Origin of the sequence: Leptospira congkakensis (assembly GCF_004770265.1) — a bacterium.
GTDB lineage: Bacteria > Spirochaetota > Leptospiria > Leptospirales > Leptospiraceae > Leptospira_A > Leptospira_A congkakensis.
The window spans coordinates 478,142-504,902 of the sequence record NZ_RQGQ01000017.1 but is presented as its reverse complement, the minus strand read 5'-3'; the positions used below and the strand labels follow the sequence as shown (position 1 = coordinate 504,902).

General features: G+C 38.5%; 26 protein-coding genes and 4 tRNA genes. 24 read left to right on the top strand and 6 right to left on the bottom strand.

Features of this window, described 5'->3' with window-relative positions:
* The gene (locus EHQ70_RS15905) at positions 1-1,656 is read right to left on the bottom strand and encodes an anti-sigma factor antagonist (protein ID WP_167481724.1); all 1,656 of its coding nucleotides are present in this window, start codon (positions 1,654-1,656) and stop codon (positions 1-3) included.
* Positions 1,657-1,728: 72 nt separating this feature from the next.
* Between EHQ70_RS15905 and EHQ70_RS15900 the strand changes: the two genes are divergently transcribed.
* Genes EHQ70_RS15900 through EHQ70_RS15860 form a run of 9 tightly spaced genes read left to right on the top strand, consistent with a single transcriptional unit; the run spans position 1,729 to position 9,572 of the window.
* The gene (locus EHQ70_RS15900) at positions 1,729-2,439 is read left to right on the top strand and encodes a 7-carboxy-7-deazaguanine synthase QueE (RefSeq protein WP_135588018.1); all 711 of its coding nucleotides are present in this window, start codon (positions 1,729-1,731) and stop codon (positions 2,437-2,439) included.
* The gene (locus EHQ70_RS15895) at positions 2,439-5,282 is read left to right on the top strand and encodes a DEAD/DEAH box helicase (protein ID WP_135588016.1); all 2,844 of its coding nucleotides are present in this window, start codon (positions 2,439-2,441) and stop codon (positions 5,280-5,282) included. Before EHQ70_RS15900 ends, EHQ70_RS15895 begins: the two co-directional genes overlap by 1 nt.
* Before the next feature lie 39 nt (positions 5,283-5,321).
* Positions 5,322-6,584 (top strand): dicarboxylate/amino acid:cation symporter, encoded by a 1,263-nt coding sequence (locus EHQ70_RS15890; protein WP_135588014.1) that lies wholly within the window; start codon positions 5,322-5,324, stop codon positions 6,582-6,584.
* Positions 6,571-7,422 carry an SGNH/GDSL hydrolase family protein gene (locus tag EHQ70_RS15885; protein ID WP_135588012.1) on the top strand — a complete coding sequence of 284 codons (852 nt, stop codon included), beginning with the start codon at positions 6,571-6,573 and terminating at the stop codon, positions 7,420-7,422. The genes EHQ70_RS15890 and EHQ70_RS15885 overlap by 14 nt, the downstream gene beginning before the upstream one ends.
* A 2-nt stretch (positions 7,423-7,424) precedes the next feature.
* On the top strand, positions 7,425-8,243 hold the full coding sequence (locus EHQ70_RS15880) for a hypothetical protein (protein WP_135588010.1): 819 nt from the start codon (positions 7,425-7,427) through the stop codon (positions 8,241-8,243).
* A 3-nt stretch (positions 8,244-8,246) separates the two neighbouring features.
* Positions 8,247-8,564: a TRL-like family protein gene (locus EHQ70_RS15875; RefSeq protein WP_135588009.1), complete on the top strand. Its 318-nt coding sequence runs from the start codon at positions 8,247-8,249 to the stop codon at positions 8,562-8,564.
* Positions 8,561-8,806 (top strand): hypothetical protein, encoded by a 246-nt coding sequence (locus EHQ70_RS15870; protein WP_135588007.1) that lies wholly within the window; start codon positions 8,561-8,563, stop codon positions 8,804-8,806. The genes EHQ70_RS15875 and EHQ70_RS15870 overlap by 4 nt, the downstream gene beginning before the upstream one ends.
* Entirely contained in the window at positions 8,742-9,128 is a 387-nt protein-coding gene (locus EHQ70_RS18720; protein ID WP_279638507.1) for a TRL-like family protein, read from the top strand. Before EHQ70_RS15870 ends, EHQ70_RS18720 begins: the two co-directional genes overlap by 65 nt.
* Before the next feature lie 27 nt (positions 9,129-9,155).
* Complete coding sequence (locus EHQ70_RS15860; RefSeq protein WP_244288370.1) at positions 9,156-9,572, top strand: Ig-like domain-containing domain; 417 nt, start codon at positions 9,156-9,158, stop codon at positions 9,570-9,572.
* A 120-nt stretch (positions 9,573-9,692) separates the two neighbouring features.
* On the opposite strand, the gene EHQ70_RS15855 is transcribed toward EHQ70_RS15860, so the two are convergent.
* Positions 9,693-11,840: a sodium-translocating pyrophosphatase gene (locus EHQ70_RS15855; RefSeq protein ID WP_135588001.1), complete on the bottom strand. Its 2,148-nt coding sequence runs from the start codon at positions 11,838-11,840 to the stop codon at positions 9,693-9,695.
* 70 nt (positions 11,841-11,910) lie between these two features.
* Here EHQ70_RS15855 and EHQ70_RS15850 point away from each other — a divergent pair, with 70 nt between their 5' ends.
* Positions 11,911-13,080, top strand: coding sequence for a tetratricopeptide repeat protein (locus EHQ70_RS15850; RefSeq protein WP_135587999.1), 1,170 nt, complete (start codon positions 11,911-11,913; stop codon positions 13,078-13,080).
* 101 nt (positions 13,081-13,181) lie between these two features.
* Here EHQ70_RS15850 and acs read toward each other — a convergent pair whose 3' ends face one another.
* Together acs and folE are read right to left on the bottom strand one after the other, a co-directional pair.
* A complete protein-coding gene (gene acs / locus EHQ70_RS15845) occupies positions 13,182-15,146 on the bottom strand; it encodes an acetate--CoA ligase (RefSeq protein ID WP_135587997.1) in 1,965 nt (654 codons plus the stop codon).
* Between the two features lie 83 nt (positions 15,147-15,229).
* On the bottom strand, positions 15,230-15,781 hold the full coding sequence (folE, locus tag EHQ70_RS15840) for a GTP cyclohydrolase I FolE (RefSeq protein ID WP_135587995.1): 552 nt from the start codon (positions 15,779-15,781) through the stop codon (positions 15,230-15,232).
* Positions 15,782-15,930: 149 nt separating this feature from the next.
* On the opposite strand from folE, the gene EHQ70_RS15835 reads away from it, so the two are divergent.
* The 6 genes from EHQ70_RS15835 (at position 15,931) to EHQ70_RS15810 (ending at position 19,903) form a co-directional block, all read left to right on the top strand.
* Positions 15,931-17,037: a glycosyltransferase family 4 protein gene (locus EHQ70_RS15835; RefSeq protein WP_244288368.1), complete on the top strand. Its 1,107-nt coding sequence runs from the start codon at positions 15,931-15,933 to the stop codon at positions 17,035-17,037.
* Between the two features lie 105 nt (positions 17,038-17,142).
* Complete coding sequence (locus EHQ70_RS15830; protein WP_135572767.1) at positions 17,143-17,334, top strand: (2Fe-2S)-binding protein; 192 nt, start codon at positions 17,143-17,145, stop codon at positions 17,332-17,334.
* Positions 17,312-17,785, top strand: coding sequence for a WbuC family cupin fold metalloprotein (locus EHQ70_RS15825; RefSeq protein WP_135587992.1), 474 nt, complete (start codon positions 17,312-17,314; stop codon positions 17,783-17,785). Before EHQ70_RS15830 ends, EHQ70_RS15825 begins: the two co-directional genes overlap by 23 nt.
* Positions 17,782-18,795 (top strand): CE1 family esterase, encoded by a 1,014-nt coding sequence (locus tag EHQ70_RS15820; protein ID WP_135587990.1) that lies wholly within the window; start codon positions 17,782-17,784, stop codon positions 18,793-18,795. Before EHQ70_RS15825 ends, EHQ70_RS15820 begins: the two co-directional genes overlap by 4 nt.
* Positions 18,776-19,654 carry an alpha/beta fold hydrolase gene (locus tag EHQ70_RS15815; RefSeq protein ID WP_135587988.1) on the top strand — a complete coding sequence of 293 codons (879 nt, stop codon included), beginning with the start codon at positions 18,776-18,778 and terminating at the stop codon, positions 19,652-19,654. The genes EHQ70_RS15820 and EHQ70_RS15815 overlap by 20 nt, the downstream gene beginning before the upstream one ends.
* 48 nt (positions 19,655-19,702) lie before the next feature.
* Positions 19,703-19,903, top strand: coding sequence for a YgaP family membrane protein (locus EHQ70_RS15810; protein WP_135587986.1), 201 nt, complete (start codon positions 19,703-19,705; stop codon positions 19,901-19,903).
* A gap of 56 nt (positions 19,904-19,959) precedes the next feature.
* Here the strand turns inward: EHQ70_RS15810 and EHQ70_RS15805 are convergent, their stop codons facing one another.
* Complete coding sequence (locus EHQ70_RS15805; protein WP_135587984.1) at positions 19,960-21,075, bottom strand: class I SAM-dependent RNA methyltransferase; 1,116 nt, start codon at positions 21,073-21,075, stop codon at positions 19,960-19,962.
* Between the two features lie 70 nt (positions 21,076-21,145).
* Here EHQ70_RS15805 and EHQ70_RS15800 point away from each other — a divergent pair.
* The 8 genes from EHQ70_RS15800 to recR all read left to right on the top strand — a co-directional run bounded on the left by EHQ70_RS15800 (position 21,146) and on the right by recR (position 25,072).
* A tRNA-Ser gene (locus tag EHQ70_RS15800) sits at positions 21,146-21,229 on the top strand.
* 7 nt (positions 21,230-21,236) lie between these two features.
* A tRNA-Ser gene (locus EHQ70_RS15795) sits at positions 21,237-21,323 on the top strand.
* Positions 21,324-21,715: 392 nt separating this feature from the next.
* Positions 21,716-21,789, top strand: a tRNA-Arg gene (locus EHQ70_RS15790).
* A 1-nt stretch (position 21,790) separates the two neighbouring features.
* Positions 21,791-22,231 (top strand): nucleoside deaminase, encoded by a 441-nt coding sequence (locus EHQ70_RS15785; protein ID WP_135587982.1) that lies wholly within the window; start codon positions 21,791-21,793, stop codon positions 22,229-22,231.
* A 45-nt stretch (positions 22,232-22,276) separates the two neighbouring features.
* Positions 22,277-22,363, top strand: a tRNA-Ser gene (locus tag EHQ70_RS15780).
* A 228-nt stretch (positions 22,364-22,591) separates the two neighbouring features.
* Entirely contained in the window at positions 22,592-24,100 is a 1,509-nt protein-coding gene (gene dnaX / locus EHQ70_RS15775) for a DNA polymerase III subunit gamma/tau (RefSeq protein ID WP_135587980.1), read from the top strand.
* A gap of 20 nt (positions 24,101-24,120) precedes the next feature.
* Positions 24,121-24,486, top strand: a complete 366-nt coding sequence (locus tag EHQ70_RS15770; protein WP_208729583.1) for a YbaB/EbfC family nucleoid-associated protein — start codon at positions 24,121-24,123, stop codon at positions 24,484-24,486.
* A complete protein-coding gene (recR, locus tag EHQ70_RS15765; protein ID WP_135587976.1) occupies positions 24,464-25,072 on the top strand; it encodes a recombination mediator RecR in 609 nt (202 codons plus the stop codon). The genes EHQ70_RS15770 and recR overlap by 23 nt, the downstream gene beginning before the upstream one ends.
* A gap of 135 nt (positions 25,073-25,207) precedes the next feature.
* On the opposite strand, the gene EHQ70_RS15760 is transcribed toward recR, so the two are convergent.
* Entirely contained in the window at positions 25,208-26,758 is a 1,551-nt protein-coding gene (locus EHQ70_RS15760; RefSeq protein WP_135587974.1) for a hypothetical protein, read from the bottom strand.
* Positions 26,759-26,761: the final 3 nt, after the last annotated feature.

The following is a 26,761-nucleotide window of genomic DNA, read 5'->3' as shown; positions in this document are numbered from 1 at the left end:
CTAACTAGGTTTTTTATCTCCTTCGTTTGCATAAATGATCCTCTGTAAAATATCTTTCGCAGAGGAAACAGTTTCCGCTACACGAATGTGGTTGTACAACCGCGTGATTTCGAAAATCTTTTTTACCGAATCATGAATGTTGGCAACCACTAGTTCACCACCTCTCCTTCGTAACCAACCCACAATTTGAATCACCATTCCAATCGCAGAAGAGTCAATGTGTGAAGTATTGGCAAAATCAAAAACGATATACCTATATCCTTCTGAAAGTTTTTGTTCGATTAGAAGTTTGATTTCCGGACATTTGTACAAATCAATATCACCGATAGTCCTGTATTCAAATATTTCATCATGTAGGACGATGTCCTTAAGATCCAATTTTTCTGGGCCTTTCATGAATATTTGTGAATTCATAAAAAGATGTTTGTTTAGATCATCAGACTTGGTTGTAATTTTAGTTTCCAGAATTTGGAGGCGGCTTAGGACAGAACCAAGAGCATTGGGAGCAAAATGTAAATTTTCTTTTATATCTTTAATAAGACCAAATAACAATGCTTTAGCGTCTTCGCTATGTTCACGTTTGATCAAATCAGAAATTTCCCGAATTCCACTCGTAGCATTGGCAACCAAAATTTCGACCAAAACATCTGGGTCTTGTTTTCCTCGATTTTTTCCCTTTGGAAATTGAAAGGATTCTTTTGCAGACTCTAAAGCATTTTGTTGTAATAAATTATAATAAGAAATATTCACTTCGCAAAAAGGAGATTCTGTTTGGTTTACCCGATCATCTATTTCCAGACGTAATACTAAATTACGAATGTCGTCTGCTCTGAGATCACCTAACTGCAAGTTGATTTTTTGTCTCGAAATGGTTTTAGAATCACCTAAAAATTCATCGAATTCCTCTGCAATTTGGTGGGATGTTTCCGATAAAACCTGTTTCAATCGAACACCAGGAGCAAGTTGTAACTCCACGTCGATGGCTTGTGCATACAAAGCACCAATATCGCCAAATTCATCAAAGAAAATATCCGCCGCTTTTTCTGGATTGTCGATATAATGAAAATTTCCACCACCGGCCTTTGCGATTTCGACCAACATCTCTTCATTAAAATCGTTTCCGACTCCAATCGTTGTGGTCGAAATTCCCATAGCTAAATGGTCTTCGGCAATTTTTACCAGTGCTTCCTTTTCTTTAATTCCAGAAGTCGGATTTCCATCAGTCAGTAATAAAACTCGTTTGTAAGCATTGGGAATTTTGGATTGGCTGAGCCCTTTCAAAGCAGACAACCATCCACCACTTAAGTTGGTCGATGTAGCAACTTGGATATTTCTAATTTTATCAGTAACGGAAACTTTTTCTGTTAGGTGGGTGACAGGTTGGATGATTTGTACATCTGCCGAATAGGCAACAATCGCAACTGCGTCATGTCTAGTGAGCCAATTCACAAGGGCACAAGAAGCATCAATCACAGCTTCCATTTTTTCACCCTTCATCGACCAACTTTTATCAATCGTAAGGCCAATGACCAAAGGTTTACGTTCCTCAATCTTTGGGTTTGCAGGAGTTCGAAACCGTAACAAAAGATGGGTTTCTTGAATCTCGTTTTCTTGGATGATTGGATATTCCAATTTAGCGTCTACGAACATGACCATAAAAAGCAAATTCTGAATAAATGTTTTCGCAAGAACAATTTAAAGGATTCTGACATAGAAGGAAACATCACAATGTTTGGAAAAATTCATGAAGTCTATTCTTCCATTTCTGGCGAAGGAATTTCACAAGGAATCCCTACAGTTTTTATTCGTTTTGCCGGATGTTCCTTACGTTGTGGCAAAACAGATTCAAGGGCGTTATGGTGTGACACAGCTTATGCCCTGGGACCAAACCAAGGTACAGAAAAAAGTTTAGATTCCATTTGGTCAGAGTTAGAAAGTTTAGATCCCCATCACGGATACCAAATCCTTTTGACAGGTGGTGAACCCTTAGAAGGAAAAAATCGAGATCTCTCTGTAACGATCGCAAACAAAGTTTTCCAACATAGAACTAGTATAGGTTTACCTTACCCTGCTTCCCGAGTAGAAACCAATGGAAGCGAACGTATCACCGAAGATCCATTTTTTATTTTCACTATGGATTATAAATTACCCGGGTCAGGGATGGAAGACCGTATGGATCCAGAAAATTTCCGGATTCTAGAAAAGAGACATAATTCACTTGACGAAATCAAGTTCGTTGTGCGAGATAGAATCGACTTTGAAAGAAGTATCGAAGTCATTCGCGAACAAAAAATACACACAAATATATTGTATTCGCCCGTCCACGGTGAAGTGGATGCCAAAGAACTGGTTGAATGGATCAAAGTAGACAACCCACCTAAGTGTCGTTTGTCGCTTCAAATTCACAAAGTGCTTTGGGGAAATCAGAAAGGAGTTTGATGGACATCCCTACTCAATTAAGTTTAGATTTTGAAACAACGGTTGAACCAAAACAAACAAACGAGTATGGGTTTCTTGTCGATGAACCGGAGTTAGGTCTAGCTAAGGTCACAAAAGAATCTCCCACTTCTGTGGAACTATTCTTCGAATCCAAAGAAATTTTTCGAAACGTAAACAAATCGAATAAAAACTTACAGTTTTTAAATCAATACCCAGAATCACTTCGTGTTTGGGAAGAATTTCCTAAAGCAATGGACTTGGCACTGGCAGCAAGCCAACTCAAACTCACTTATAATTTTAATAAACTCTCTTCCCTTTCGAATTCTAGAACTCGTCTCCTTCCTCATCAAATTGAATCCACATTCATAGTTGCTAACAGTTTAAAACCTAGGTTCATTTTAGCCGATGAAGTGGGACTTGGAAAAACCATTGAAGCTGGTCTTGCGGTAAAGGAACTTATGTTTCGCCGTGGTCTCAAACGAGTGCTGGTTGTGGCTCCTTCTCCTCTTCTTGTCCAATGGCAACAAGAGATGAAAAACAAATTCAATGAAGAATTTGCGATTGTTCGTCGAAGGAATTTTGTTACAAACGGTCCCGATCATTGGCGAAACTTCAATAAAATCATTACCTCTATCGATTTTATCAAAAATCCAAGGTACGCCGAAGAAATCCTAGGAACCAAATGGGACATCGTTGTTTTTGATGAAGCGCATAGACTCCGACGTGATTATTCTAAAATCACTCGTGGTTATCTATTTGCAGAAAAAATTGCGCGGAAAACAGAATGCCTCCTTCTTCTCACAGCTACTCCCTTTCGCGGAAAACTAGAAGAACTATTTTATCTCTTACATTTAGTCGATCCGAACATCCTTGGACCGTATCACAGTTTTGTGAATGATTATGTGATTGGCCAAAAAGGGGATTTAAAAGAAAAAATTTCCAAAGTCCTCCTTCGCCGACGTAAAGTAGAAGTGGGTGGATTTACCAAACGATTTGCAAAAACCGTTCGGATTGATCTTTCTCCCATAGAACGCGCGTTTTATGATGAAACGACTGATTATGTAAAACGAGAATACAATATGGCAATGGGCACTAAAAACCGTGCCATTGGTTTTGTGATGGTTGTATTCCAAAAACTTTTGGATTCATCGGTCATTGCACTTCTTTCTGCCTTACAAAAAAGAAAGTTTATGTTGGAATCTAAATTCCATTACATGAAAGAACACGAAACCACTTTAGATGATTGGGATTTAGATGAAACAGAAGGTGTCGAAGACTTCATCACTGAATTAGAAGATGAAGAAATGTCTAGTTTCCAAAGGATCAAACGAGAGCTCTTCACTCTCAACCGCCTCATCCATTTGGGAAAACAAATCAAAGAAGATAAAAAAACCCAAAAACTAAAAGAAACTCTTTATCGTTTAAAGAAAGAGGGCCATAAAAAATTTATCATCTTCACACAATTCAGAACCACACAAGACCATTTACAATCGGTTCTAGAACCTGATTTCAAAGTTTCCCCTTTCCATGGTTCCTTAAGTATGGATGAAAAAGAAGTCGCCATCCAAAAATTCAAAGAGGATTTCGAAATTCTCATTTGTACAGAAGCTGGTGGGGAAGGCCGTAACTTACAATTTGCCAATATACTTTTTAATTATGACTTACCTTGGAGTCCATTGAAGATTGAACAACGAATTGGAAGGATCCATCGTTTTGGTCAAAAAGACAATGTATATATCTTTAACTTTGCCTCCAAGGATACGGTGGCTGAAAGGATTTTAGAAGTACTCACAAACAAAATTCGTTTGTTTGAAGAATCGATTGGTGCTTCTGATGACTTACTCGGAACCATCGAAGAGGAACTTGATTTCAACTCAAGCCTTATGAAGTTCGTAACAGGTACGAAAACCAAAGAGGAATTAGAAACCGAATTTGACCTTCGCATCCAAGTGGCACAAAAAGGATTTGAAAAACTCAACGCTCTCGTCACGCCGAAGGTTTTAGACTTTAATTTAAAAGATTATTACGACCACACACTCGAAGAAAGAGAATGGAACAATAGCCATCTAGAGGAAGTGGTTGCCCAAGGATCAAAGTTTTTCCAATCGCACTTACCAGGAACACTAACCTCCATTAGCAAAGGATCTTACGAATATAAAAATGCTGAAGGCAAAGTCAAAAAAGCAACTTTTGATTCTGATCTTGCACTGACCAATGACTCACTCGAATTTATGGCCTTTGGTCACCCATTTGTAGAAAGAGTCACAGAGTTGCTCACACAAAGCGATGTAGGTCGCAAAAAGAAATACCTTCTCTCGAGTGCCTTAAACCAAAAAATCCTTTTTGTTTTCCAGGTAGAATTTGATTTTTCTCTCAAACGAAAAGACCTTTTCTTTATGGAATTTGATTTGAAGAAAAAGAAAACGGTAGTTTTCACTGAAAAACCAAATGAATGGACAGAAGCCAAAACTTATGTTCCAGAAAAAGAAATTCCTTTATCAAAACTAGAAGAAGCATTTATTCATTGTTATCCGATTGTAGAAGCGGAAGCGGAAACTAAAAAAGAAATTTTAAGAAAGGAAACTTTATCAATCTTCCAAAAAGAAGAATACAAAGTAGAACTTTCCCACCAAAAAACCATCCGCCAATTAGAAGAAAAACTAATGCGCCAAGAAGCAGCTTATAAATGGGACAATCGTCCTGAAAAAAAAGCAGTCCTTCACAAAACAATGAAAGAAATCCAACGTGCGAAAGACGAATATACGGTCGAAATTCGCAAAATTAAAAACGGCGCGAAAATTTTTCACAGAATTCGGCTCTTTCAAACTTACATAAGCATTTAAATTCATTTACATAGAATTTCCAAAAGATAAAATTTGGGAATGGCATTTCTCAAAATCCCTTTTTGGATTCAAATTCTCGTATCCTTATTGTTAGGTTTAATATTCGGAATACTTTTAAATCCTGAAACAGGTTTTGTTTCTGCACCAACTTTAAAAGTCTATTTGCCTTGGATGAGACTTCCTGGTGATATTTTTTTAAACTTACTCCAAATGATTATGATTCCTTTAGTCATTGTTTCGATTGCCCTTGGTGTTTCCAGTTTACGAAATCTGAAAGATCTTTGGAGTTTGGGAAGTAAAACTCTAATCTATTTTATCTTTACAACAGTAATCGCAGTGAGTATTGGAATTTCACTCACTCTCATCATCAAACCCGGAAATCATATCCAATCACAAACAATTACGGCCAATCCGAATGTTTCCACCAATTTAGATGAAAAACAAGAATCCATTCCTGAAACCATAGCCAACATCATTCCTAAAAACCTAGTCAATGTTTGGTCCAAACAACAAATGTTATCGGTTGTTTTTTTCGGAATGATTTTAGGAATATTTTTTCTGACTTCGCGAGACTCTGGTGCCGCATTAAAAGCATTTAGTCATTCTTTAGAAAGTTTTTGTTTATGGGTCGTAGCAACAACAATGAAGATCGCACCATTGGCAGTTTTAGGATTAATGAGTTATGCCATAGTTCAAATTGGATTTTCTCTCTTACTAGGACTCGTATCTTATATTGGAACGGTTTTATTTGGCCTTTTTTGTATTATGATTTTTTATGGAATATTGATTTTGATTTTTACGAGAAAAAATCCAATACGTTTCCTGAACCAGGTTCGTGAAATTCCTTTACTTGGTTTTTCTACTTCAAGTTCAAGTTCTGTTTTGCCCTATTCCTTAAAGATCGCAAAAGAAAAATTAAAACTAAAAGAAACAGTCGCTGACTTTGTTCTTCCATTGGGTGCCACAGTCAATATGGATGGAACTGCTTTGTATCAGGCCGTAGCCACTGTTTTCCTTAGCCAAGTGTATCAAGTAGACCTTTCCTCACTAGACTTGTTTTTGTTAGTTGGTACGGTAACTGCCGCATCCATTGGAACTGCTGCTACACCCGGGGTTGGACTTGTCATCCTTGCTTCCATTCTTTATACCTTCCAAATTCCCATTGAGGGGATCACAATCCTTTTTGGAGTTGACCGCTTTTTAGATATGTGTAGAACTTCAGTAAATCTGACCGGCGATCTATCTTGCGCATATATCATGGACCATATCTGGAAGGAAACAAAACCAAATGAAAAAAATTAAATACGTTACTCTCTTAGGAATTTTAACATTCCTAATCCATTGTGATACCAAAAAGAATTACTTTGATGATATTGGTGCTAATCTCTTATGCACTACGTATGCAATTTGTAACGGAGAAACTCCTGCCAAAACAGGAATCATCGGGGATAGTTGGACTGACATCCTTCTCGGATTTCCATTAGTTGAAACTCTCAGACCACAATTGGAAAATCGTTTTCATTATAAATTTGTGGGAGCCACCTTAGGTGGAAAAACTCTACAAGGTGTCGTTAGCCAAGGCCTACAATTCCAAGTGATTGATCAAGGTGGAGCTGATATGAAAGTTGTGATTCTATCTTTAGGTGGAAATGACATCCAAGCAAATCTCTCTGAATATGTTGGAAAGATTGATACAGTACAAGCCCAACGTTTTGCAACAATCAAAGCAAATCTCAAACAATTAATCATTACTGGAAATGCTTACAAAATTGCACGTTTTGGTGGAGCACCATTAAAATGGATCATTCATGGATATGATTATCCAAATCCTTATATGCCGCCGATGATTGCTGGTTCTGAAGAAGGTTGTAAATCAAAGTTTGATAAAATAGGCCTTATTGTTCCTGATGCTGCCGTTTTCACTTCATCGCAACTAGATGCCTTTAATAATCTTCTAGTGGATATAACTCGTGAAGAACCTTCGTTAATTTATGTAGATTTACGAAATACATTGGGTGGAAAACCAAACTCTCGTGCAGAATTTATGTTAGATTGCATTCATGCAAATAATTTAGGATACACCCTCCTTGCAGACAAACTCGCCAGGTTAATTTATCCAATTACAGATGTGGGATTTTAAATATGAAAAATATAATCATTGTTTCTCTTTTCTTTCTTTCTGCTGTTGGATCATTATTTTCACAGCCAACCAACAATAGTGGATTTGCACATCCACTCCAAATTGAACCAGTTGCAGTTTATACAAAACTCAGAGGAAATCTTACCTACTGGGATAAAAACTTCAATGGTGTTAAGGAAATTAATAAAAACATAAATGTTGAAGGTGAGTATAAATTCACCGAAACTTTATCTGTCATTTCCTCCATTGGTAGAACAGAATACAGCCAAACTGATTCAGCAAAAGAAATCACTTGGGATCGTTGGAACGGCGGAATCAAATATGGAAAAATTTTTGATAACGGATCTTCCCAATTTTTAATTGGTGGGGGTTTGCGAATTTACGATAAAAAAAGAAACGCAGAATTCCGCGAAAAAGAAAATCCTGATTTTTATCTCATTCGTCCTAACTTTGGACTCGGTTACAAACGTGGTATCTTTCAAATCATGTCCGAGTTCCGGTTCCAAACGGAAACCAACCGACATGGTAAAGAATCTAGTTTAGAGGAATTCAAACGTTATTACCAAGTAGGAATTGCACCTTCCTTTGCGATTGCCGACTCCGTTCGAATTTTTACAGAACTAGAATACAGGGAACCTCTAGACAAAATAGCTGATAAAAATTTACGTTACTTTAATTTTTATCCAGGTATCTCAATGAATACTGAAAGTTTAGGTACCTTTAGTTTTTCAGTTCTATTGGGTGTTCTTCCCAAAGCAGACAATGCTATGGATCGAGGCATTCGATTTTCTTATTTCTACTTTTTTGACACAAGCCAGTAGAGTATGAAAAAAGTTTTATTGTTACCGTTGGTCTTTTTTTTGTTTCACTGTCTGAGTGTCCAAATTGGAAATCCTTCGGTAACAATATTTCAAAACAAAGGTCAAGAAGGATGGTATTCTCCTGGAAAACTTCCTTTGCCTAACGATCGTTTTGTTGAATCTTGTACCACAAACTATTTTGGACTTGTGAGTGTGGGCAATGCCAGTTTAGATTATATTCCTAGAAACACACGCCTCAAAGAAATTCACAGTTTGGATCATTATTATAAAAACCAATATTTCTTTTTCCAAGAACTTTGTTTGCGAATTACCGGCCGATGAAACAGAACATTGACTCTCTCAGTGAATTTACAAAGAAACTAAAAAGCGGACTTATCTATGAAGAAATAGAATCGAAATTGAAGGATTTCCATTCTAAAAAAAACAATGTATCTAACAAATCTTTGGATGCATTAACAGTAAAGATTCAAAAGAAAGAAAAACAAATCGAAAAACTCTATGACGATATCATCATTTTACAAAACAAACTCTCTAAACTTTTGGATTTGGAACTTAAAAAATAAAACCCGCCAACGTTCGATTCGGACCTTCTGTTTTTCAATTTTCTTTGTCTGCCTAACTTCTTCCTGCGCCAGTTCTGGATTTGGGACCCAGGGCCTTCTCTATGAAAACCAGAGAATTAGTATGATGGAAACAGGAAACCCTGCCACGAAAGAAGGAATCGCCTGTGCCAAATCCTACCTGGGCCTTCTGGCCTTAGGGGACGCATCTGTGGAGACCTCTCAAAAAAGTGGAAATATTAGAGAAATTACGTCTATAGAGCTAGAAACTTTTAATTTCTTCGGGATTTACGCAAAACTCTGCACGGTTACCAAGGGAAATTAGTCGAAACTAAATCTAGTAGCTATGCCAATGTGGAAAAAATTTCAAATTCTGATTCTATTTGGTTTTTCTACCCTAACCTGTTTGCCAGAGCCCAAACCATCCCTTTTGGGTATTTTGGTCCTTCCGCTAGTGACTCAAACCTCCGCAACCTTTGCCATTGAGTCGTCTACTCCGACAAATGGCCAAACGGGGGTCTCCCTCAATCCAACGATCACCATCGTCATGACCCAAGCAGTTGATACAACCTCTATCAATACAAATATCAGCTGTTCCCCATCTTGTCCAAGCCTCAGTGGTGGTGCTTCCAACAGAACCATTACTTTAACACCTGCGAGTGCACTAACAACCGGAACCACTTACACGATCACACTGAACCAAAACATCCTGTCTATCTTTGGGCTGACTCTCGGCACAAACACAAGTTTCAGTTTTACAACCTTATAAAAAAAGCCGACGTTTCCGCCGGCTCTCTTTCATTTCCCATTCTGGAAAATTGAATCTAGTACTAGTGGAAGTTTCTAAAGAAACTCTCCACTAGACTTTAATGATCTCAAATTCAATTTCTTATCTAAAGAAATTTAAAATGATTCCACCTTTAGTCACAAAAAACTCAGCAAATACAAGTGAGGTGATCGCCATTAGTTTAATGAGAATGTTGATTGCAGGACCAGAAGTATCTTTGAACGGATCTCCTACGGTATCACCCACAACGGCAGCTTTGTGTTTTTCAGAACCTTTTCCACCAGCTGTTTTTTCGATGTATTTTTTAGCGTTGTCCCAGGCTCCACCAGAGTTAGCAGAAGAGATCGCAAGAACCACACCAGAAACGAGTGCACCGGCAAGAAGACCAGCAAGTGACTTCACACCAAACAAGTATCCAACAACAATCGGGCTAAGAAGAACGAGAAGGCCTGGAGGGATCATTTCACGAAGAGCTGCAGAAGTAGAAATATCTACACACTTAGCATACTCTGGTTTTGCTTTTCCTTCCATAAGACCAGGGATCTCTTTGAATTGACGACGAACTTCTTTCACCATATCAAGAGCTGCTTTTCCTACAGATTTCATAGTCATTGCAGAAAAGATAAATGGAAGCATAGCACCAAATAGAAGACCACCAAAAACCAAAGGATCCAAAAGTTCGATAGAAGTTAGATCAATCGCACCTTCGCCCAATTCCTTAGAAGCATTTTGTGTTCTTGTGATAAAGGCAGCAAATAATGCAAGGGAAGTAAGAGCAGCAGAACCAATCGCAAAACCTTTACCAACAGCCGCAGTTGTGTTTCCCGCTGCATCCAAGTTGTCAGTTCGATCACGAACCTCTTTCCCAAGTTCCGCCATCTCAGCGATTCCACCAGCGTTATCAGATACTGGACCGTAAGCATCGATCGTAAGACCAATTGCAATAGTGGAAATCATACCAATGGCAGCGATTGCGATTCCATACATACCCGCAAGGATATTGGAAACAACAATTACGATCACAAGTAAAATCACTGGAACTACAGTGGATTTGTAACCAAGAGCCAAACCATAAATGATGTTTGTTGCCGCACCGGTTTCACAAGCATCAGCAACTTCACGTACTGGTTTGTAAGAATGAGAAGTATAAATCTCAGTGATCCAACCAATAAACATACCAGCAAACAAACCTAATGCGACTGAAGTGTAAACATTCCACTTAGTGATGGTTTTGTCTCCGATTTGGAAACTATCGATCATAAAGATGTCAGTAACAAAATAAAGAGCTGCAGCTACGATGAATGTAGAAATCCAAAGTTGGAGTTTAAGAGCTTTTTCTACATTTCCACCTTCTTTCACGCGAGCAAAGAAAGTAGTGATGAGGGAAGCTGGAATTCCAATGGCAGAAATTAAAAGTGGATAGAGTAGAGCAGAGTTATTGTCAGCAAGAGCAGATGCTGTTGCACCAATCACTAGAGCCGCACAAGTTGCTTCCGCCGCCGAACCAAAAAGGTCAGCACCCATACCAGCAATATCACCTACGTTGTCTCCTACGTTATCAGCAATAGTTGCTGGGTTACGAGGATCATCTTCTGGAATTCCTTTTTCTACCTTACCTACAAGGTCAGCACCAACGTCAGCAGCTTTGGTATAAATACCACCACCCACACGACCAAAAAGTGCTACGGAAGATCCACCCAAGCCAAAACCAGCAAGCGATTCCATAAGGATGTGTTTCGCAACACCTACGTTTGTTCCTGTGAATAGAAGGAAAAGTCCGATCATTCCAAGAACAGCAAGACCGATGAGTCCAAAACCCATTACGGCTCCAGAATCATAAGCAACGCGGAAAGCACGAGATAGAGAAGTTTTTGCGGCTTCTGCAGTGCGAACGTTACCAGCAGTCGCAATTTTCATTCCAATAAAACCAGAAAGGCACGAAATGAGGGCACCGGAAACAAAAGCAACGGCAGTATAAATTCCTTCGTTGAACTCAGTTTTTGGGTTATCCAAAAGTAAATAGATGAGAACCGTCATGAAACTGATAAATAGCAAAATGACTCGGTATTCTCTGAGAAGGAAGGCCATAGCCCCTTCAGCGATCGCTGCGGAGATTTCTTTCAATTTAGCGGTTTCTTTTTCGTTGCCGCCGCCTGCGCCCACTTGGATGCGAACCACCCGAGCTGCGTAGAATATCGCCGTGACAATGGAAACTAGTGCCATGACGATGATGATTAACTCTACATTCATGAGATCCTCTTTGAGATTGTTTATTTGAATTTCTAAGATTATTTAGAAGATGACCGATGAGAATCCATAGATGATACTTCGGTCTAGGAGAATATGGCAATTTGGTGTTCTGGTAACAAGTCTATTTCTGGTTTCCAGTCCAAATTTAGCGCAAACAGAGGTTCTGAACCCCGTTAAGGTTTTTTATGGATACGAAGATCTTTTGCGAATGGCCGAAGACAAAATCATCCAAGAAACTCCTGCCAAAGCCTTCGATTTTCTCATCAAAGCCAAAGAATTAAATCCAGATCCGGACTTTCGGTACTATAATTTAGCAGCGCGTGCCCATATGAAGCTCGGACAAATCTTCGATGGAATTCATGCCTATGAAGAATCCATCAAAAAGAAAAAAGACCAACTCGATTTGGTTCTTTACGTTGCTGATTTTTACGAAAAAGAAAGAAAACAAAAAGAAGCTTTGTTCTATACTAAATTGTATTTAGAACAAAAACCAAATGCAAAGTACAGATTGTATATTGCCGCAATTTTATCCAGACAACTTGGATTGGAATCCGATTACGAATCTTATATCCAAATATTAGAATCAGACAAAACTTTTGTTTCTGAAAAAGAGGCTCTACAATCAAGCCTGCAGAAAAATATCAAAAGTAAAAAATGGAAAGAAGCTGATGATTTGAGTTTACGATACTTGGTTTATTTTCCACGCGAAGAAGGGATGTATGAAACCTTAATCCTCGCAAGAAGGGGTAGAAATTCCGAGCTTTTAGAACAAGCCTACCAATGGACAGCCACAGTATTTTTAAATGAAACTAGATACTTCACACGCTTCGGAGTTTATCTCCAGGAAAAACAAAGATACCTTGAAGCATTGTCCTTATTTCGAAGGGGATTTTATAATTTACTAAAATTTTATCCGGATTCGGATGCAGGTGAAATTTTATTTCTCATCCGTCAAAGTTATGCGAATCTTGGAAAAGATAGAGATACCCTTGCTATTGATTCTTTGGTAAAAGACTTTCAAAATCAAAACAAACTCACTGCTACCGAACTCGAAAACCACCAATACACTTACCGCAAAAACAGGGAATATTTACTATTTTGTATCTATTGGTTTTCCAAACGAGACGTGGCAAAGGCAAACGAATACCGGCAGAAATTAAAAGATCGGGATACAGAATTTGAAGAATCAGAATTCCTGCGGGTGATGGGAGTTTTTTCCGCTCTCCCACAGGATCTTTAAAATAAACAAGGCCCAACTCATTGAAGAAGTTGGGATTTTAAAACCATCTTCTTCCTGATTCGTTTTCACCGAAGGAAGAAGCATTCAATTTACAGAAAATCTTAACTATGGAATTTCTTTTTATCGTCAATTAACGACTGTACAACGGATGGATCGGCAAGTGTGCTGATATCTCCTAAAGTATCAAATTCGTTATTGGCAATTTTTCTTAAAATCCTGCGCATGATTTTCCCTGATCTGGTTTTCGGAAGTCCCGGAGCCCAGTGGATGACTTCTGGTCTTGCAATTTTACCGATCACTTTTTCTACCATAGAAATCAGTTCTTTTTTCAAAGCATCATTGGTAATCACACCGTGTTTCACAGTTACATAGGCATAAATCCCTTGGCCTTTGATATCATGTGGAAATCCGACAACTGCGGCTTCGGCAACCGACTTATGTTCTACAAGAGCACTTTCCACTTCTGCAGAGCCAATTCGGTGTCCCGAAACGTTTAAGACATCATCGACTCTTCCTGTTATGCGAAAGTATCCATCCTTGTCTTTATTGGCACCATCACCTGTGAAATAATACCCTTTGAATTGAGAAAAGTAGGTATCAAAGAAACGTTTTGGATCCCCATACACACCTCGCATCATGGAAGGCCAAGGTTTAGCGATGCATAGGTTTCCCGAAATTTCCCCTTTTCCTTTGATCTCCACACCTTCATTGTCCACAAGAACCGGTAGAATTCCATAGAAAGGCCAACTTGCCGATCCTGGTTTTTGAGGGATGGCTCCTGGAACTCCAGAGATCATAATGGAGCCAGTTTCTGTTTGCCACCAAGTATCCACAATCGGGCATTTTGATTTTCCAATATTGATATGATACCATTCCCAAGCTTCTGGATTGATAGGCTCACCCACAGAACCAAGAAGTCTTAAAGAAGCTAGGGATCTTTTTTTAATGGGTTCGATTCCTTCCCGCATCAGAGCTCGGATGGCCGTAGGTGCTGTGTAAAATACAGTCACCTTGTATTTATCAATCACATCCCAGAACCTTCCCGCATCGGGATAACTTGGCACTCCTTCAAACATCAGTGAAGTGGCACCATTCGACAAAGGCCCATAGAGAATGTAACTGTGTCCCGTAATCCAACCAATGTCTGCCGTACACCAATAAGTATCCGTGTCTTTATAATCGAAGATAGTAGCAAAGGTAAGATTGGCACCAAGCAAATACCCCGCTGTGGTATGAAGAACTCCTTTTGGTTTGCCTGTAGAACCTGAAGTATATAGAAGGAAAAGTGGATCTTCAGAATCCATCACAACAGGCGGGCATTCTTTTTTGATGTCCGAATCTTTCATCAGGTAGTGGTACCAGTGGTCTCTACCTTCTTTCCAATTTAGATTCCCTTCATCGCCTGTTCGCTTAACAACAATTACATCTTTGACCTTGTATTTACTTTCTTCTAGAGCGACATCCACATTTTTTTTGAGTTCAACTGGTTTGCCACCACGATACCCACCATCAGCAGTGATCACGAGCGTGGGTTTACAATCTTCAATACGACCAAGAAGTGCTTCGGGAGAAAATCCACCAAACACAACCGAATGCACTGCTCCAATACGAGTACAAGCTAGTGTTGTGATGGCAAGTTCTGGAATCATGGGAAGGTAAATGAGAACTCGGTCTCCTTTTTTCACATGGAACTTTTTTAGAACGTTTGCAAAATGATTCACCTCGCGATGGAGGTCATGATAAGTAAGAACTTTGGATTCGTCAGGGTTGTCCCCTTCCCAAATCAGAGCAGCTTTGTTTTTTAAAGGAGAATCTAAATGTCTATCTAAACAATTATAAGAAACATTGAGTTTCCCACCGACAAACCATTCTGCTTTTGCCTTTGCAAAATCGTGTTTTAATACCTTTGTCCATTTTTTAAACCATGTTAGGCGTTTTGCTTGTTCGGCCCAAAACTTTTCCGGTTTTTCTATGGATTCTTTGTATTTGGTTTTGTATTCTTTTAAACTAACGTTCGCTAACTTTGCGAAGTTTTTGGACGGTGCCACGATTCTTTCTTTCGGCATAGATTCCCTCTAGAGAAAGAATGCTGAACTTTTTTTTAGAAAAGTCCAGCATGAATCTGAAAATTTGAATTTAAAAAATGAACTTAATGGGAGCCGGTTCGGATCAAATCTAAAAATTCACTCCGAGTGGTGGGATCTGTTTTAAATAGACCGAGTAGGCTAGATGTAAATAGTTCTGAGTTTTGTTTTTCCACTCCACGCATCATCATACATAGATGTTTGGCTTTGATAACGACACCCACACCTAAAGGATCCAAAGTTTCTTGGATGGCTTGTGCAATTTGGTCCGTAAGACGTTCCTGAACCTGCAAACGACGAGCAAACACGTCTACAATTCTTGGAATTTTACTAATTCCTATTATCTTCTTATTGGGAATGTAAGCAACATGGGCTCTTCCATAAAAAGGAAGTAAATGGTGTTCGCACAAAGAATACATTTCGATATCGCGTACCAAAACCATACCGGTAGTGCTCTCTTCAAAGATAGCTCCGTTCACAATATGGTTCAAATCGGCCTTATACCCACTCGTCAAAAAGTCATAAGCCTTTTTCACTCGGTTGGGCGTTTTCACAAGACCTTCTCTCGAGGGATCTTCACCAATTTGTTTTAGGATTTCTTCGATTAAGTTTTCCATCCGATTCCTTTTACCGATAGGTTTCGTTTATCCCGTCTTTCAATTTATGAATGCAGAATATTTACTACTAATTTGACTAGACTTGACTGATTGGGAAAAGAGACATTTCCTTTTTTTAATTTAATTCTAAAGGACATAATCTAGTACGAATGCGGCTTAAAATTGGATACGATGCACGGATGATCGAAAATTCTGGGATTGGAATTCGGATCCAACATATTTTGAAGTTTTGGCCCATTCCTGCAAAGATTGCTGATATTTTTATTTTTGGTGATCCTAGTGTTTTAAAAAAATACGACCTTCCTCAAAACGCAGAGATCATCGAATACAAATCCAGTATCTATTCCCCTAAAGAATTTTTAGGTCATCGCCGGATGGCGGAAATGGATCTTTTAGACATCCCTCATTTTAACATTCCTTTCCCTTACATTCGGAAATGCGTTGTTACTATTCACGATCTCATTCCTTATCATTTTAAGGCCGCCCATAGTTCTCTCGTCAAACGAGTGTATATGCAAATTGTATTTCGATGGATCAAATGGTTTGCTCGTAAAATCATTACCGTTTCGGAATACACCAAACAAGATTTGGTAGAAAGTTTTGGTTATCCAAAAGAAAAAGTTTCTGTTGTTTATAACGGAATCGACTTACAAAATTTTTCGAAACAGCCAACAGCCAAAGTTTCTCAATTTATAAAAAAACACAATCTCCCAAAATCCTATTTGTTCACTGTAGGAATTGGAAAAACACATAAGAATTTCCCTTTTTTATTATCCAATTTAGAAACACTTTGGGAAAAACAAAAACTTTCCTTACCTTTGGTAGTGGGTGGTCTCAAAGGAGAAATCCCAGAAGAGTTTTTGGAAATCCAAAGAAAACATCCGGGTAAAATTTATTTTTTATCTCATCTCCCTTACGCGGAACTTCCTCTTATTTACCAAGGAGCAAAAGTATTTCTCTATCCGTCTCTCTTTGAAGGATTTGGATTTCCTGTTTTGGAAGCACAAAGTGTTGGCACTCCTGTTTTTTCATCTAACGCCAGTGTACTGCCAGAAATTTTAGGAAATAGTTACGAAGCTTTTGATCCAAAAGATTCTCATTCCTTCCAAAACAAATTACTCTCTCTATTGAAAGATTCTAAAAGACTCGGTGCATTAAAAGTTTTGGGTGAAAAAAATGCCAAACGTTTCCAATGGAAATCGGCCCTACAAATTCTGAACCAAACCTACGAACCACTCCTCAAACCAAAAATTTAGAGAATTTTAGGCAGATTTTCTAGAATTCTAGGAAATTTGCTCAACTCTGCTCAAAAAAAATTCTTGTCGTACCATTTGAATACTTAGAGACTGATTCTCAGAACCATGATCAAGTGTCACTGTGCAGAAGTTTTCTTTGAATCTATCTTAAATGTTGTCAAAGAATCCAATCGCCCTATACTAGAAGTCGCCCGCGAGATGGGAGCGGCTGATACTTGTACGGCTTGTGTTCCGGATATGTTAGCCTTCATCGAGCAGGAATTGGAAGGTCAACTTGCTGGAAATACAACTCATTGATTCCGACTTAATCGGAACCCTCGTCAAAAAAGCCCAAAACGCCGAAAGAAAACGTACCAATCACAATTTCCACGAACAACAGGAAGTTTACCAAAGGTTTCTGAATGTTCTTTCTAAAAATACTTACATTCCACCTCACAGACATTTGTCGGATCCAAAACCGGAGTCTTTTATCATCCTAGAAGGTGAAATTGGATTTTTGATTTTCCATGAAAATGGGGATGTAAAGGAAGCACATAAACTATCAGCAAACGGTCCCAAACGTGGAATCGATTTGAAACCAGGGGTTTGGCATAGTCTGGTCTGTTTGTCAGAAACAGCAGTTTGTTTTGAAGGAAAGTCCGGCCCTTATGACCCAACTGTAGATAAAGAATTCCATCCGAAATACCCGCTTGAGGGTGATCCAAATTTAATAGAAACCATCAAATCTTTTGAATCTCTGTTTGTATGAATTCGATTTTTTTAAATCAAAAACTATATCTAGCACTTGTAATGATTTCCTTTTCTTTTTTTTGTAAATCCCTTCCTTCCATTGTTCTTGTGAAAGAACACAAACTGGAATCAATTTCTTCCGATGGGGTCATCCGTACATTTCGTTACTATGTGCCAAAACAAATTGGAGGTGGACGATTGCCTTTGATTTTTATTTTACATGGTGGTGGTGGCAGTGGGGAAGGGATGATTTATCTTTCTCGAATGTCAGAAAAAGCCGAAGAATATGGATTCATCGCAGTTTATCCTGATGGATATTCGAATCGTTGGAACGATGGCCGAAAAATTCCTCATTCCCTTACCGATAAACGAAATACAAACGATGTACAATTCTTTCGAGATATGGTTCGTTTTATCGATAAAGAAATTCCCATTGATTACAATCGAATCCATGCAGTGGGAATTTCCAACGGTGGATTTATGACCCAAAGGTTGTTATGCGAAGCTGAGGATTTATTTAGCTCTGGATATTCAATTGCAGCGGTTACTTCTAAAGGTTTAAAAGATATTTGTAGTCCACCTCCACAAAAATCGATCGGATTCATTATGGGAACTTCGGATGATGTAGTTCCTTATAAAGGAGGGACTGTTTCCATCCCTTCTGATCCGAGCCCCAATGCACATAGAATCCCCGCAGGGGATGTGATTTCGTATTTAGAATCCTTAGAATATTGGACTTCTAGTTTTTCCTGCAAAGAAGAATCAAAATCTAAAAAAAGACATCTAAACAAATTTTGGAAAAGAGACATCCAATACACTAAATTCACCGATTGTTTGTCCGACCAAATTGTAGAAGGATATTTGATCCCTGGTGGTGGGCATATTTGGCCAAACGGATTTTATTACCAAAATGAAAAACAATATGGATACTTAAGTAAGGACTTGGATACAAGAGAGATTGTGTTACAATTCTTTAGAGCTACTTATAAAAAAGAAAAGTTGGTAATCAATGCATCACTCGGAAATTAGAAATTCATCCACTATATTTACCACTTTAGAAACGGGTTCAGGAGAACCTGTTCTTTTCCTTCATGGGTTTCCCGATAATCATAAAACCTTTGCACCGATTATGGAATCTGTTGGTAAAAAAGGATTCCAGTGCATTGCACCCGTTATGCGTGGTTATGAACCTTCAACCATCTCTCATGCACATAAATTACATGTGGTGGATCTAGTAGATGATATTTTAGGTTGGATGGATGACCGTCGTTGGGACTCAGTACATCTCGTTGGTCATAACTGGGGATCTGTGATTGCTTATGCGGCCGGAATGTATTATCCCAATCGTATCAAATCCATCACAAGTCTCGGTGTTCCTTTACTTCGAACCTATCAGGATTCCTTTTTTTGGGCACCCCAACAGACTATTCATTCTTGGTATGTTGTTTTGTTCCAAATTCCCTTTTTGGCAGAACTCACCATTCGTTCGAATGGATTTGCCCTTGTGGATTATTTATGGAAAGATTGGTCACCCGGCTACTCACCAAACCAAGACCATTTAGCAGAGATTAAATCCAATTTTCAAAATCCTGGAATTCTTTCCTCTGCTCTTGCTTATTACCGCAATTTAAACGACTTATTCACCGAATCAGGAAGAGAAAGTATACTCGGAATTTTAGATTCAAAAATCACTGTCCCCACTCAGATTTTATATGGTTTGAACGATGGTTGTTTTCATAAAAACTTATTTGAACATCTATTAGATGAAACAGATTTTCCATGTGGATTTCGAAAAATTGGATTTGATCACGCCGGTCATTTTCTCCATTGGGAAAAAAGAGAAGAAGTGACTAAGTTGATTTTAGAATGGTTAGAAAAAAATAAATAAAAAATCTAAAGGAAATTTTTCGTCCAATCTACTTTAAGGAGAATGGATATGTTTCAAAATATGGGTCTTTATGACCGAATCATTCGTGTGGTCGTTGGATTGGTATTAGGTGGTTTGTATTTAGGCGGAGTCGTGGAAGGAACAACAGCAATTGTTCTTTTTGTGATCGGTCTTGTGATGATTGCAACTTCTGCTATTGGATTCTGTCCGGCTTACCTTCCTTTTAAAATCACAACAAAGGAAAAATAACCTAAATTTAGGTAGAGAACCAACTCACAAATTTTGTTTGTGAGTTGTGTAATTTTTTATTTTTTTAAACTCACTAGTACTTCATAATGTTGGGTTCTTGGAAAAAAATCAAACAAACCCATATACTGCATTCGGTATCCTATCTTTTCTAATCTTGTAATATCCCTTTTCAAAGTACTCGGGTTGCAGCTAGAATATACAATTTGTTTCGGAGAAAACATAGAAGCAGATTCTATGATTCCCTCTGTTAGGCCGGCTCTCGGTGGATTAACAATCCAAATGGGAAATTTTGCAGTATGTTTCGGTAAGTGTTTTTGATACAAATCACTGACTTCATATTCAAACATCAAAGCACTGTTGGTTTTGGCATTTTCCTTTGCATAACGAATGCTTTTTTCGTGTGATTCAATTCCATACAAAGATTCAATTTTTTCTCGTATTGAAATTCCTATCGTTCCACAACCACAGAATAGTTCTAGAATATTAGCCGAGTCCGGCAATAGAGATTTGATTTTTTCAAGCCAAGGTTCCAAAAGAAATCTGTTAATTTGAAAGAAACCTCGTTCGGGAACTTTTAGTTTTGTGTTAAAAACATTAATTTCTGTTTGGTCTCTTTCATAATTCACAACCGACTTTGAAGAAAGCCTAAGTTGGATGGATTTCTGTTTGGATACAGATTTTTTAATTCCTGGTGGAACCAAATCCCATAACAATCGTTTATCGACAGTTTTACAAACAGATTGAGATTCGTTCACAACCCGATGGCTATTTTTTGCAAAATAGCCAATTTCTTTTCCATTGGATTGCCATTGTACATTGTTTCGGTATTCGTTTTCTGGCCCAGTGATGACTTGTATTTTAGATTTCCACTGCGGGAACATTCCTTCCAAAAGTGATGTTTTGATTTTGATTTCGTCTCGGTAGGAAATATGGCGGTAACTACAGCCACCACATTCCATAAAAACGGAACAATCTGAGGGGATTCTTGATTCGTTTGGCTCAATCACTTCAGAAACTGATCCAAACCATTCTTTGTTTCCGGTTTTATAAAGACTTATGTCTACAAGTTCACCTGGAATTCCACCCTCAACAAAGACAGCATGTCCCTCATGATGCGCTATACAAAAGCCACCATTCACCCACTTTTCTAGTTTTATACGCAACTTTTCCATTCTCTAGAACCATTCATTGAATATTCATTTGACACTGCACTCGCATTTACCATAACGGATAGGTACTCTTGGAGAAGTGGCTGAGTGGTCTAAAGCAGCGGTCTTGAAAACCGTCGTGGTAATCCCACCGTGGGTTCGAATCCTACCTTCTCCGAGTCGCTGGAGACGTGCCTGAGTGGCCGAAAGGAGCGGTTTGCTAAACCGTCGTACGAGCAATCGTACCCAGGGTTCGAATCCCTGCGTCTCCGTTGTAACCGTCATGAATACCACTCAGATCAAAGACAAATTACAAAAACTCCAGGCTTATCTCATCACAGAAGAAGCAGCGAAAATCTTCGCTGTATTGCCGCTGTATTTTTCTTGGGTCCCTGTATTCACTTGGAAACGAAAAATTCCTGATATTGTGACAGTTTGTTTGTATTCTGCAGTTAATACTTGTTTGTTCTTACTAGTTCTTTTGTTCGCACAAGTTGTCTCCGCTCTACCCTTTGTTGGTCTTTATTTGGCAGCAACCATCCACTTACTTTCTGTACTACTTTATCTAGGAATTGCAGGATTTTTGATTTACTCCATCCGCTTGAAAAAAACCATAGAGATACCCGTTCTTTTGGACTGGGTAAAAGTGCTTCAAGCATTCATTGCGCCCATAGCTCAACTGGATAGAGTATCTGACTACGGATCAGAAGGTTAGAGGTTCAAATCCTCTTGGGCGCACGTGGAAGCATTCGACTCGTTTCTAAAACGATACTCGGAAGCGGTTTCCAACCATCCTGACGAAATTCCCTCTTATTCAGAAATCATTACTAGAGATGGCAAACTAGTATCCTCGGCTTTTAATTCCGTCGAACAAACATTAAATCCAACAAAACACAGTGAAATCCTCGCGATAGAAAACGCTCTTTCTCAAACGGAAGATCGTTATCTCACAGATCATATTTTGATTACAGCACTTGAACCATGTTTACTTTGTGCGGGTGCTATTTTACGAGTGAAAGTTCCAGAAGTAGTCTACTTTGTGCAAGCAAAGCCCGGAGAAGGAATTTCTTCCTACACAACAGAATCCATTTATTTACTAAATCACTTTCCCAAGTGTACACTCATTCCAAGATCCCACATAAAATTTGAATTTCTGAGTTTTTTCAAAGAGAAAAGGTAGAATTCTAACGACCGTTTCTTTTTATGGAAGCCAGTAGAAACCATTGGAGAGATGTCAGAGTGGTCTATTGTGCATGCTTGGAAAGCATGTGTGCCAAAAGCACCCCGGGTTCGAATCCCGGTCTCTCCGCCAGGTTATACACCAACTTCCTTTCCAATCCTTAGTTCAATCTCCACTCTGAATTGAACTCATTGGAAATCTCTCCAAATCCTAACACTGGACTTTACATTCTGTTTCCCAGTTTCAGAAAAAAATATCCATCACCTTGATAAATATTTCATTGCCTCCACCATACGAACTTCCAAGATCAAAGTGATTCACAAATTTTTCATTTCATAGCCCCCCGAGAAACGAACTTACATGAGCGAAAACCACCAAGTACTCTTTCGAAAATACAGACCCCAATTCTTTCGCGACGTCATTTACCAAGACCTTGCTGTTGGTTCCTTACAAAATGCATTTAAATCAAAAAAGATTGGCCATGCTTATATTTTCATAGGCCCTCGAGGTGTTGGTAAAACCACCATTGCAAGAATTTTGGCAAAACGTCTGAACTGCGAGAGACCAGATGGAGTAGAACCTTGTAACGAATGTACTTCTTGTTTAGAAATCACAAAAGGAAATTCGAATGACGTATTTGAAATCGATGCTGCTTCCAACAGTGGTGTGGATAATATCCGCGAGTTACGTGAAAACGTAAAATTCAATGCAATGGGTGGAAAGTATCGAGTTTATATTTTGGATGAGGTGCATATGCTGAGTGGAGCTGCTTTTAATGCTCTCCTCAAAACCTTAGAAGAACCGCCAGCCCATGTTGTTTTTATTTTAGCTACTACCGAATATCATAAAATTCCAGAAACAATTCTATCTCGTTGCCAAGACTTTCATTTTAGAAAAGTGCCTGTTACTGTTTTACAAAATTACATCGAAACTCTTTGTGAAAAAGAGAATTTGAAATACGATTCAGAAGGATTGTTCTGGATTGCAAAAAAAGGTGATGGTTCCGTTCGCGACACACTTTCCTTTATGGAACAAGCTGTTATTTTTACAGATGGAAACCTAACAGGCGTCAAGCTTAGAAAAATGATTGGGTATCATGGAATTGATACCTTTACCGATTTTTTAAATCAAATTCTAGATTCTTCGCAAAGTGCACAGATTTTTGAAACTCTCGAAAATCTTTTCCAAGCAGGAATTGATCTTGGTAAGTTTGTTTGGGATTTTATCGAATTTTTGAATTCTCTCCTTCTCATCAAAGACAATTTAGCAGATAGAGAATCAATTAACATCCCTCAAGAGGATTTACAAAAATTAAAACAAAACTACAGGGAACTTGATCGTGAAGTTTTAGTTTTACTTGCAGAACGTATTTTTTCCGTACATGAAAAATTGAATTTGATGAAACTTCGCAGTTCTTACGAAATGAAAGTTTATTTAGAAATTCAGTTTCGTAAGTTGATCTTAGATCGAGAAAAACCAAGTATATCAGGACTACTCGCAAAAATTTCGGAACTCACCAAACTCGTCCAAGGTGATATCTCTCATATCCCTGACAATTTAGAGACTCCCAAAAAAGCGGCTACCGCAACTACTACTGCTACACAAAAACAAGATACTGTAACGAACACACAACCAGAACCAACAAAAACCATTCCGGAAAAACCAGTAGAAAATCGAGAACCGGAAATTAAACAACCTTCGCAGCCGAAACCAAATTTGGATGTAGAAATAAAACAAACGTCTGAACCAAAACCAAATCCTCCGAAACCAGCCGCGACAACACAATCCAGCCCAGAAGATATGGAAAAACTTTTGAAAGAAAAATTCTCGGGAATGGAAGTTGACCCCAACCAATTTAAGAATTTATAAGTCCAAAAGGTACCATGGGAATTTTTGATCAAATGAAACAAATGCGAGAAGCATTCTCGCAACTCGGTAACATCAAAGAAAAACAGGAAGAACTTTCCAAACGCCTCTCTGGAATTCGAGTCACTGCTTCGGCAGGAGCAGGAATGGTAGAGGTAACAGCAACTGCTGACGGAATTCTAACTAATCTCAACATAAATCCTATTATGTTCAATGCAGATGATAAAAAGATGTTAGAAGATTTGATCCTTTCTGCAACAAACGAGGTGCAAAGGAAAGCCAAAGAAACAATGGCTCATGAAATGAAAAACGTTCTAGGATTCAACCCTAGCGACTTTGAAGGTGTTTTCAACCAAATGCAAAAGGATGGAGGGTTCCCACCTGTCTGATCCGCAATTTCAAAAACTAATCCAATCTTTTTCAAGCCTTCCTGGAATCGGAAAAAAAAGTGCTACAAGAATTGGGTTTCATATTTTACGAATGGATCCTTCCACATTTCAAACATGGTTGTCCAATATTGAAGAAGCCAAAGCCAAACTTCGATTTTGCGACGAGTGTGGCGGTCTAACAGAAGATGCCGTTTGTTCTATCTGTTTATCCGACAGAAGAGAGAAAGGAATTCTATGTGTTGTTGAACAACCAGAGGATATTTTCTTTATCGAAAACACAAAAGAATATGTAGGAAAATATCATGTACTCAACGGTGCCATTTCTCCGTTAGATGGAATTGGTCCGGATCAACTACGAATCCGCCAACTAATGGAACGTTTGGAAGACGGAGAAATCAAAGAAGTTCTGATTGCAACGAACCCAACATTAGAAGGGGACGCTACCGCATCCTACCTTTCCACTGTGATCAAACCAATGGAAATCAAAATCACAAGAATTGCACATGGAATCACCATTGGTGGAACTTTAGAATATTCCGACCAATACACTTTGGGCAAAGCGATTAAGTCTAGACTAACACTTTAATCGATATTATGCGAATCTTGTCTTAATTTTATGCTAATCTTTAATTTTTACTTTGGCCGTATTTAACCATTCCATTGTAATTTCGTAGTAGTCTTGAGCATCAGGCAGAGGGGAAAAATCGCCGATTTCAATGTCTTAAAATCGATGTTCAAATACAATGAATGCTTCTCGAAGAACTCGCCCGTATTTCGAATCTAACAATACAAAAAGTGCATCACCCGCGACAAAATAACCAGATCGAAAGATGATTTGAAAATCTGATGTGACGTTATAGCGAATGTTAAAATTATACTCCATCCCCATATAAGTAGATGTTTTGTATCCATTGAGTTCACTAAATTCGCGGTTGATTCGAATCTCTGGTGACTTGGTCGCCCACAATTGATAGTAACCTAAAGTAAATTGGTATGGACCAAATGCAATGATGTTGGAATAGAAACCATATTCGTTCAAACCAGAAAAACTAGAACCATTGAATAAAGCATAACCACCCGTGAAGTCTGTAGCAATGTTGGAAATGGAAAAACCAAGGGCTAAGGTTCTGTATCCGTTGCCTTTTAAATTGGCCTCATGTCCTTTTTCGTCGTATCCAGGCCTTCCTGTAGTTCCAAGTGCAATCAAATTGAAGTTAAGCGATTCACTCCAACGGTAGGTAAATTGAAAATCATACATACCTCCCTTGATTGAATGTCTTTGAGTTGTATTATAAATTGTAACATCATTGGTATCGGTAACTGCGCGAAGTTTTTTAACAGTTCCGGTATTCAAAATTCCGTGCACAATAAAAGAAAATTTTTGAAAGTTAAATTCATTATGAAGTCCATACCAAGCAAGTCTTGCTGTTTCATTGTCTGATTTATCATTATCATCTAAAAAATAAGCATACACTTCATTTCGAATATTACGGAAATATTCAAACTTTAATCGATTGTAATAGATATTGGAACTTTGATAATTTTTATCAGCGAACCCGTTTTTATCAACGTCCATAAAACTTTGGTCGCGGGCTCGTAAAATCCCACCTTCCAAGGACAAACGTAAAAACTGAAAGTTTTTAAGAATACTAACACCTGTTCCTGTAGAGAACAAAACACGACCTTGGGCCGAACTAAAAAGTTGTTGGCCTACTTTGATAAAAAGTCCCGATTCAGGGATTCGAAAGTTTAAATATAAAAAGTTTGTTTGGACATTGACTGCGGCCGTTCGACCTCTTTCTCCACCAGAACCTGGGCCCACCAATCCGGGATCAAATCCATCTGGACCAGTTGCTCGAAGTCCCTTTCCACCAAAAGGAATATCACCAACTTGCATCCCCCAAACCCCTTCCACATATTTGTTTGCGGAAAAACTCATATTGTATAGAAATCGTGAATCGTAATAACTCACGTCTTCTTTCCTACGAGTGATTTGACTAGGTAAACCTTGTTGTCTTCTTTCTAAATCCGATTGTATCGTCTGTTGTTCGGCCTGTTGACGTTCTGTATTTTCCTTTTCTAAATTGTGAATGGGTGTTATGGGAGTTTTCCTTTCTAATAAAACATCGCGGCCTACGTTAGTTGCACGAACCCTAAAGGACCCATTAAAATTCATAAAGGTTCTTTGTGATTCTTCTTCTTGGGCAAACAGAATACCCCAAGGAACCAAAAGAAAAATTAAACTAATGAAAAATAAATTTCGCAATGACATTGG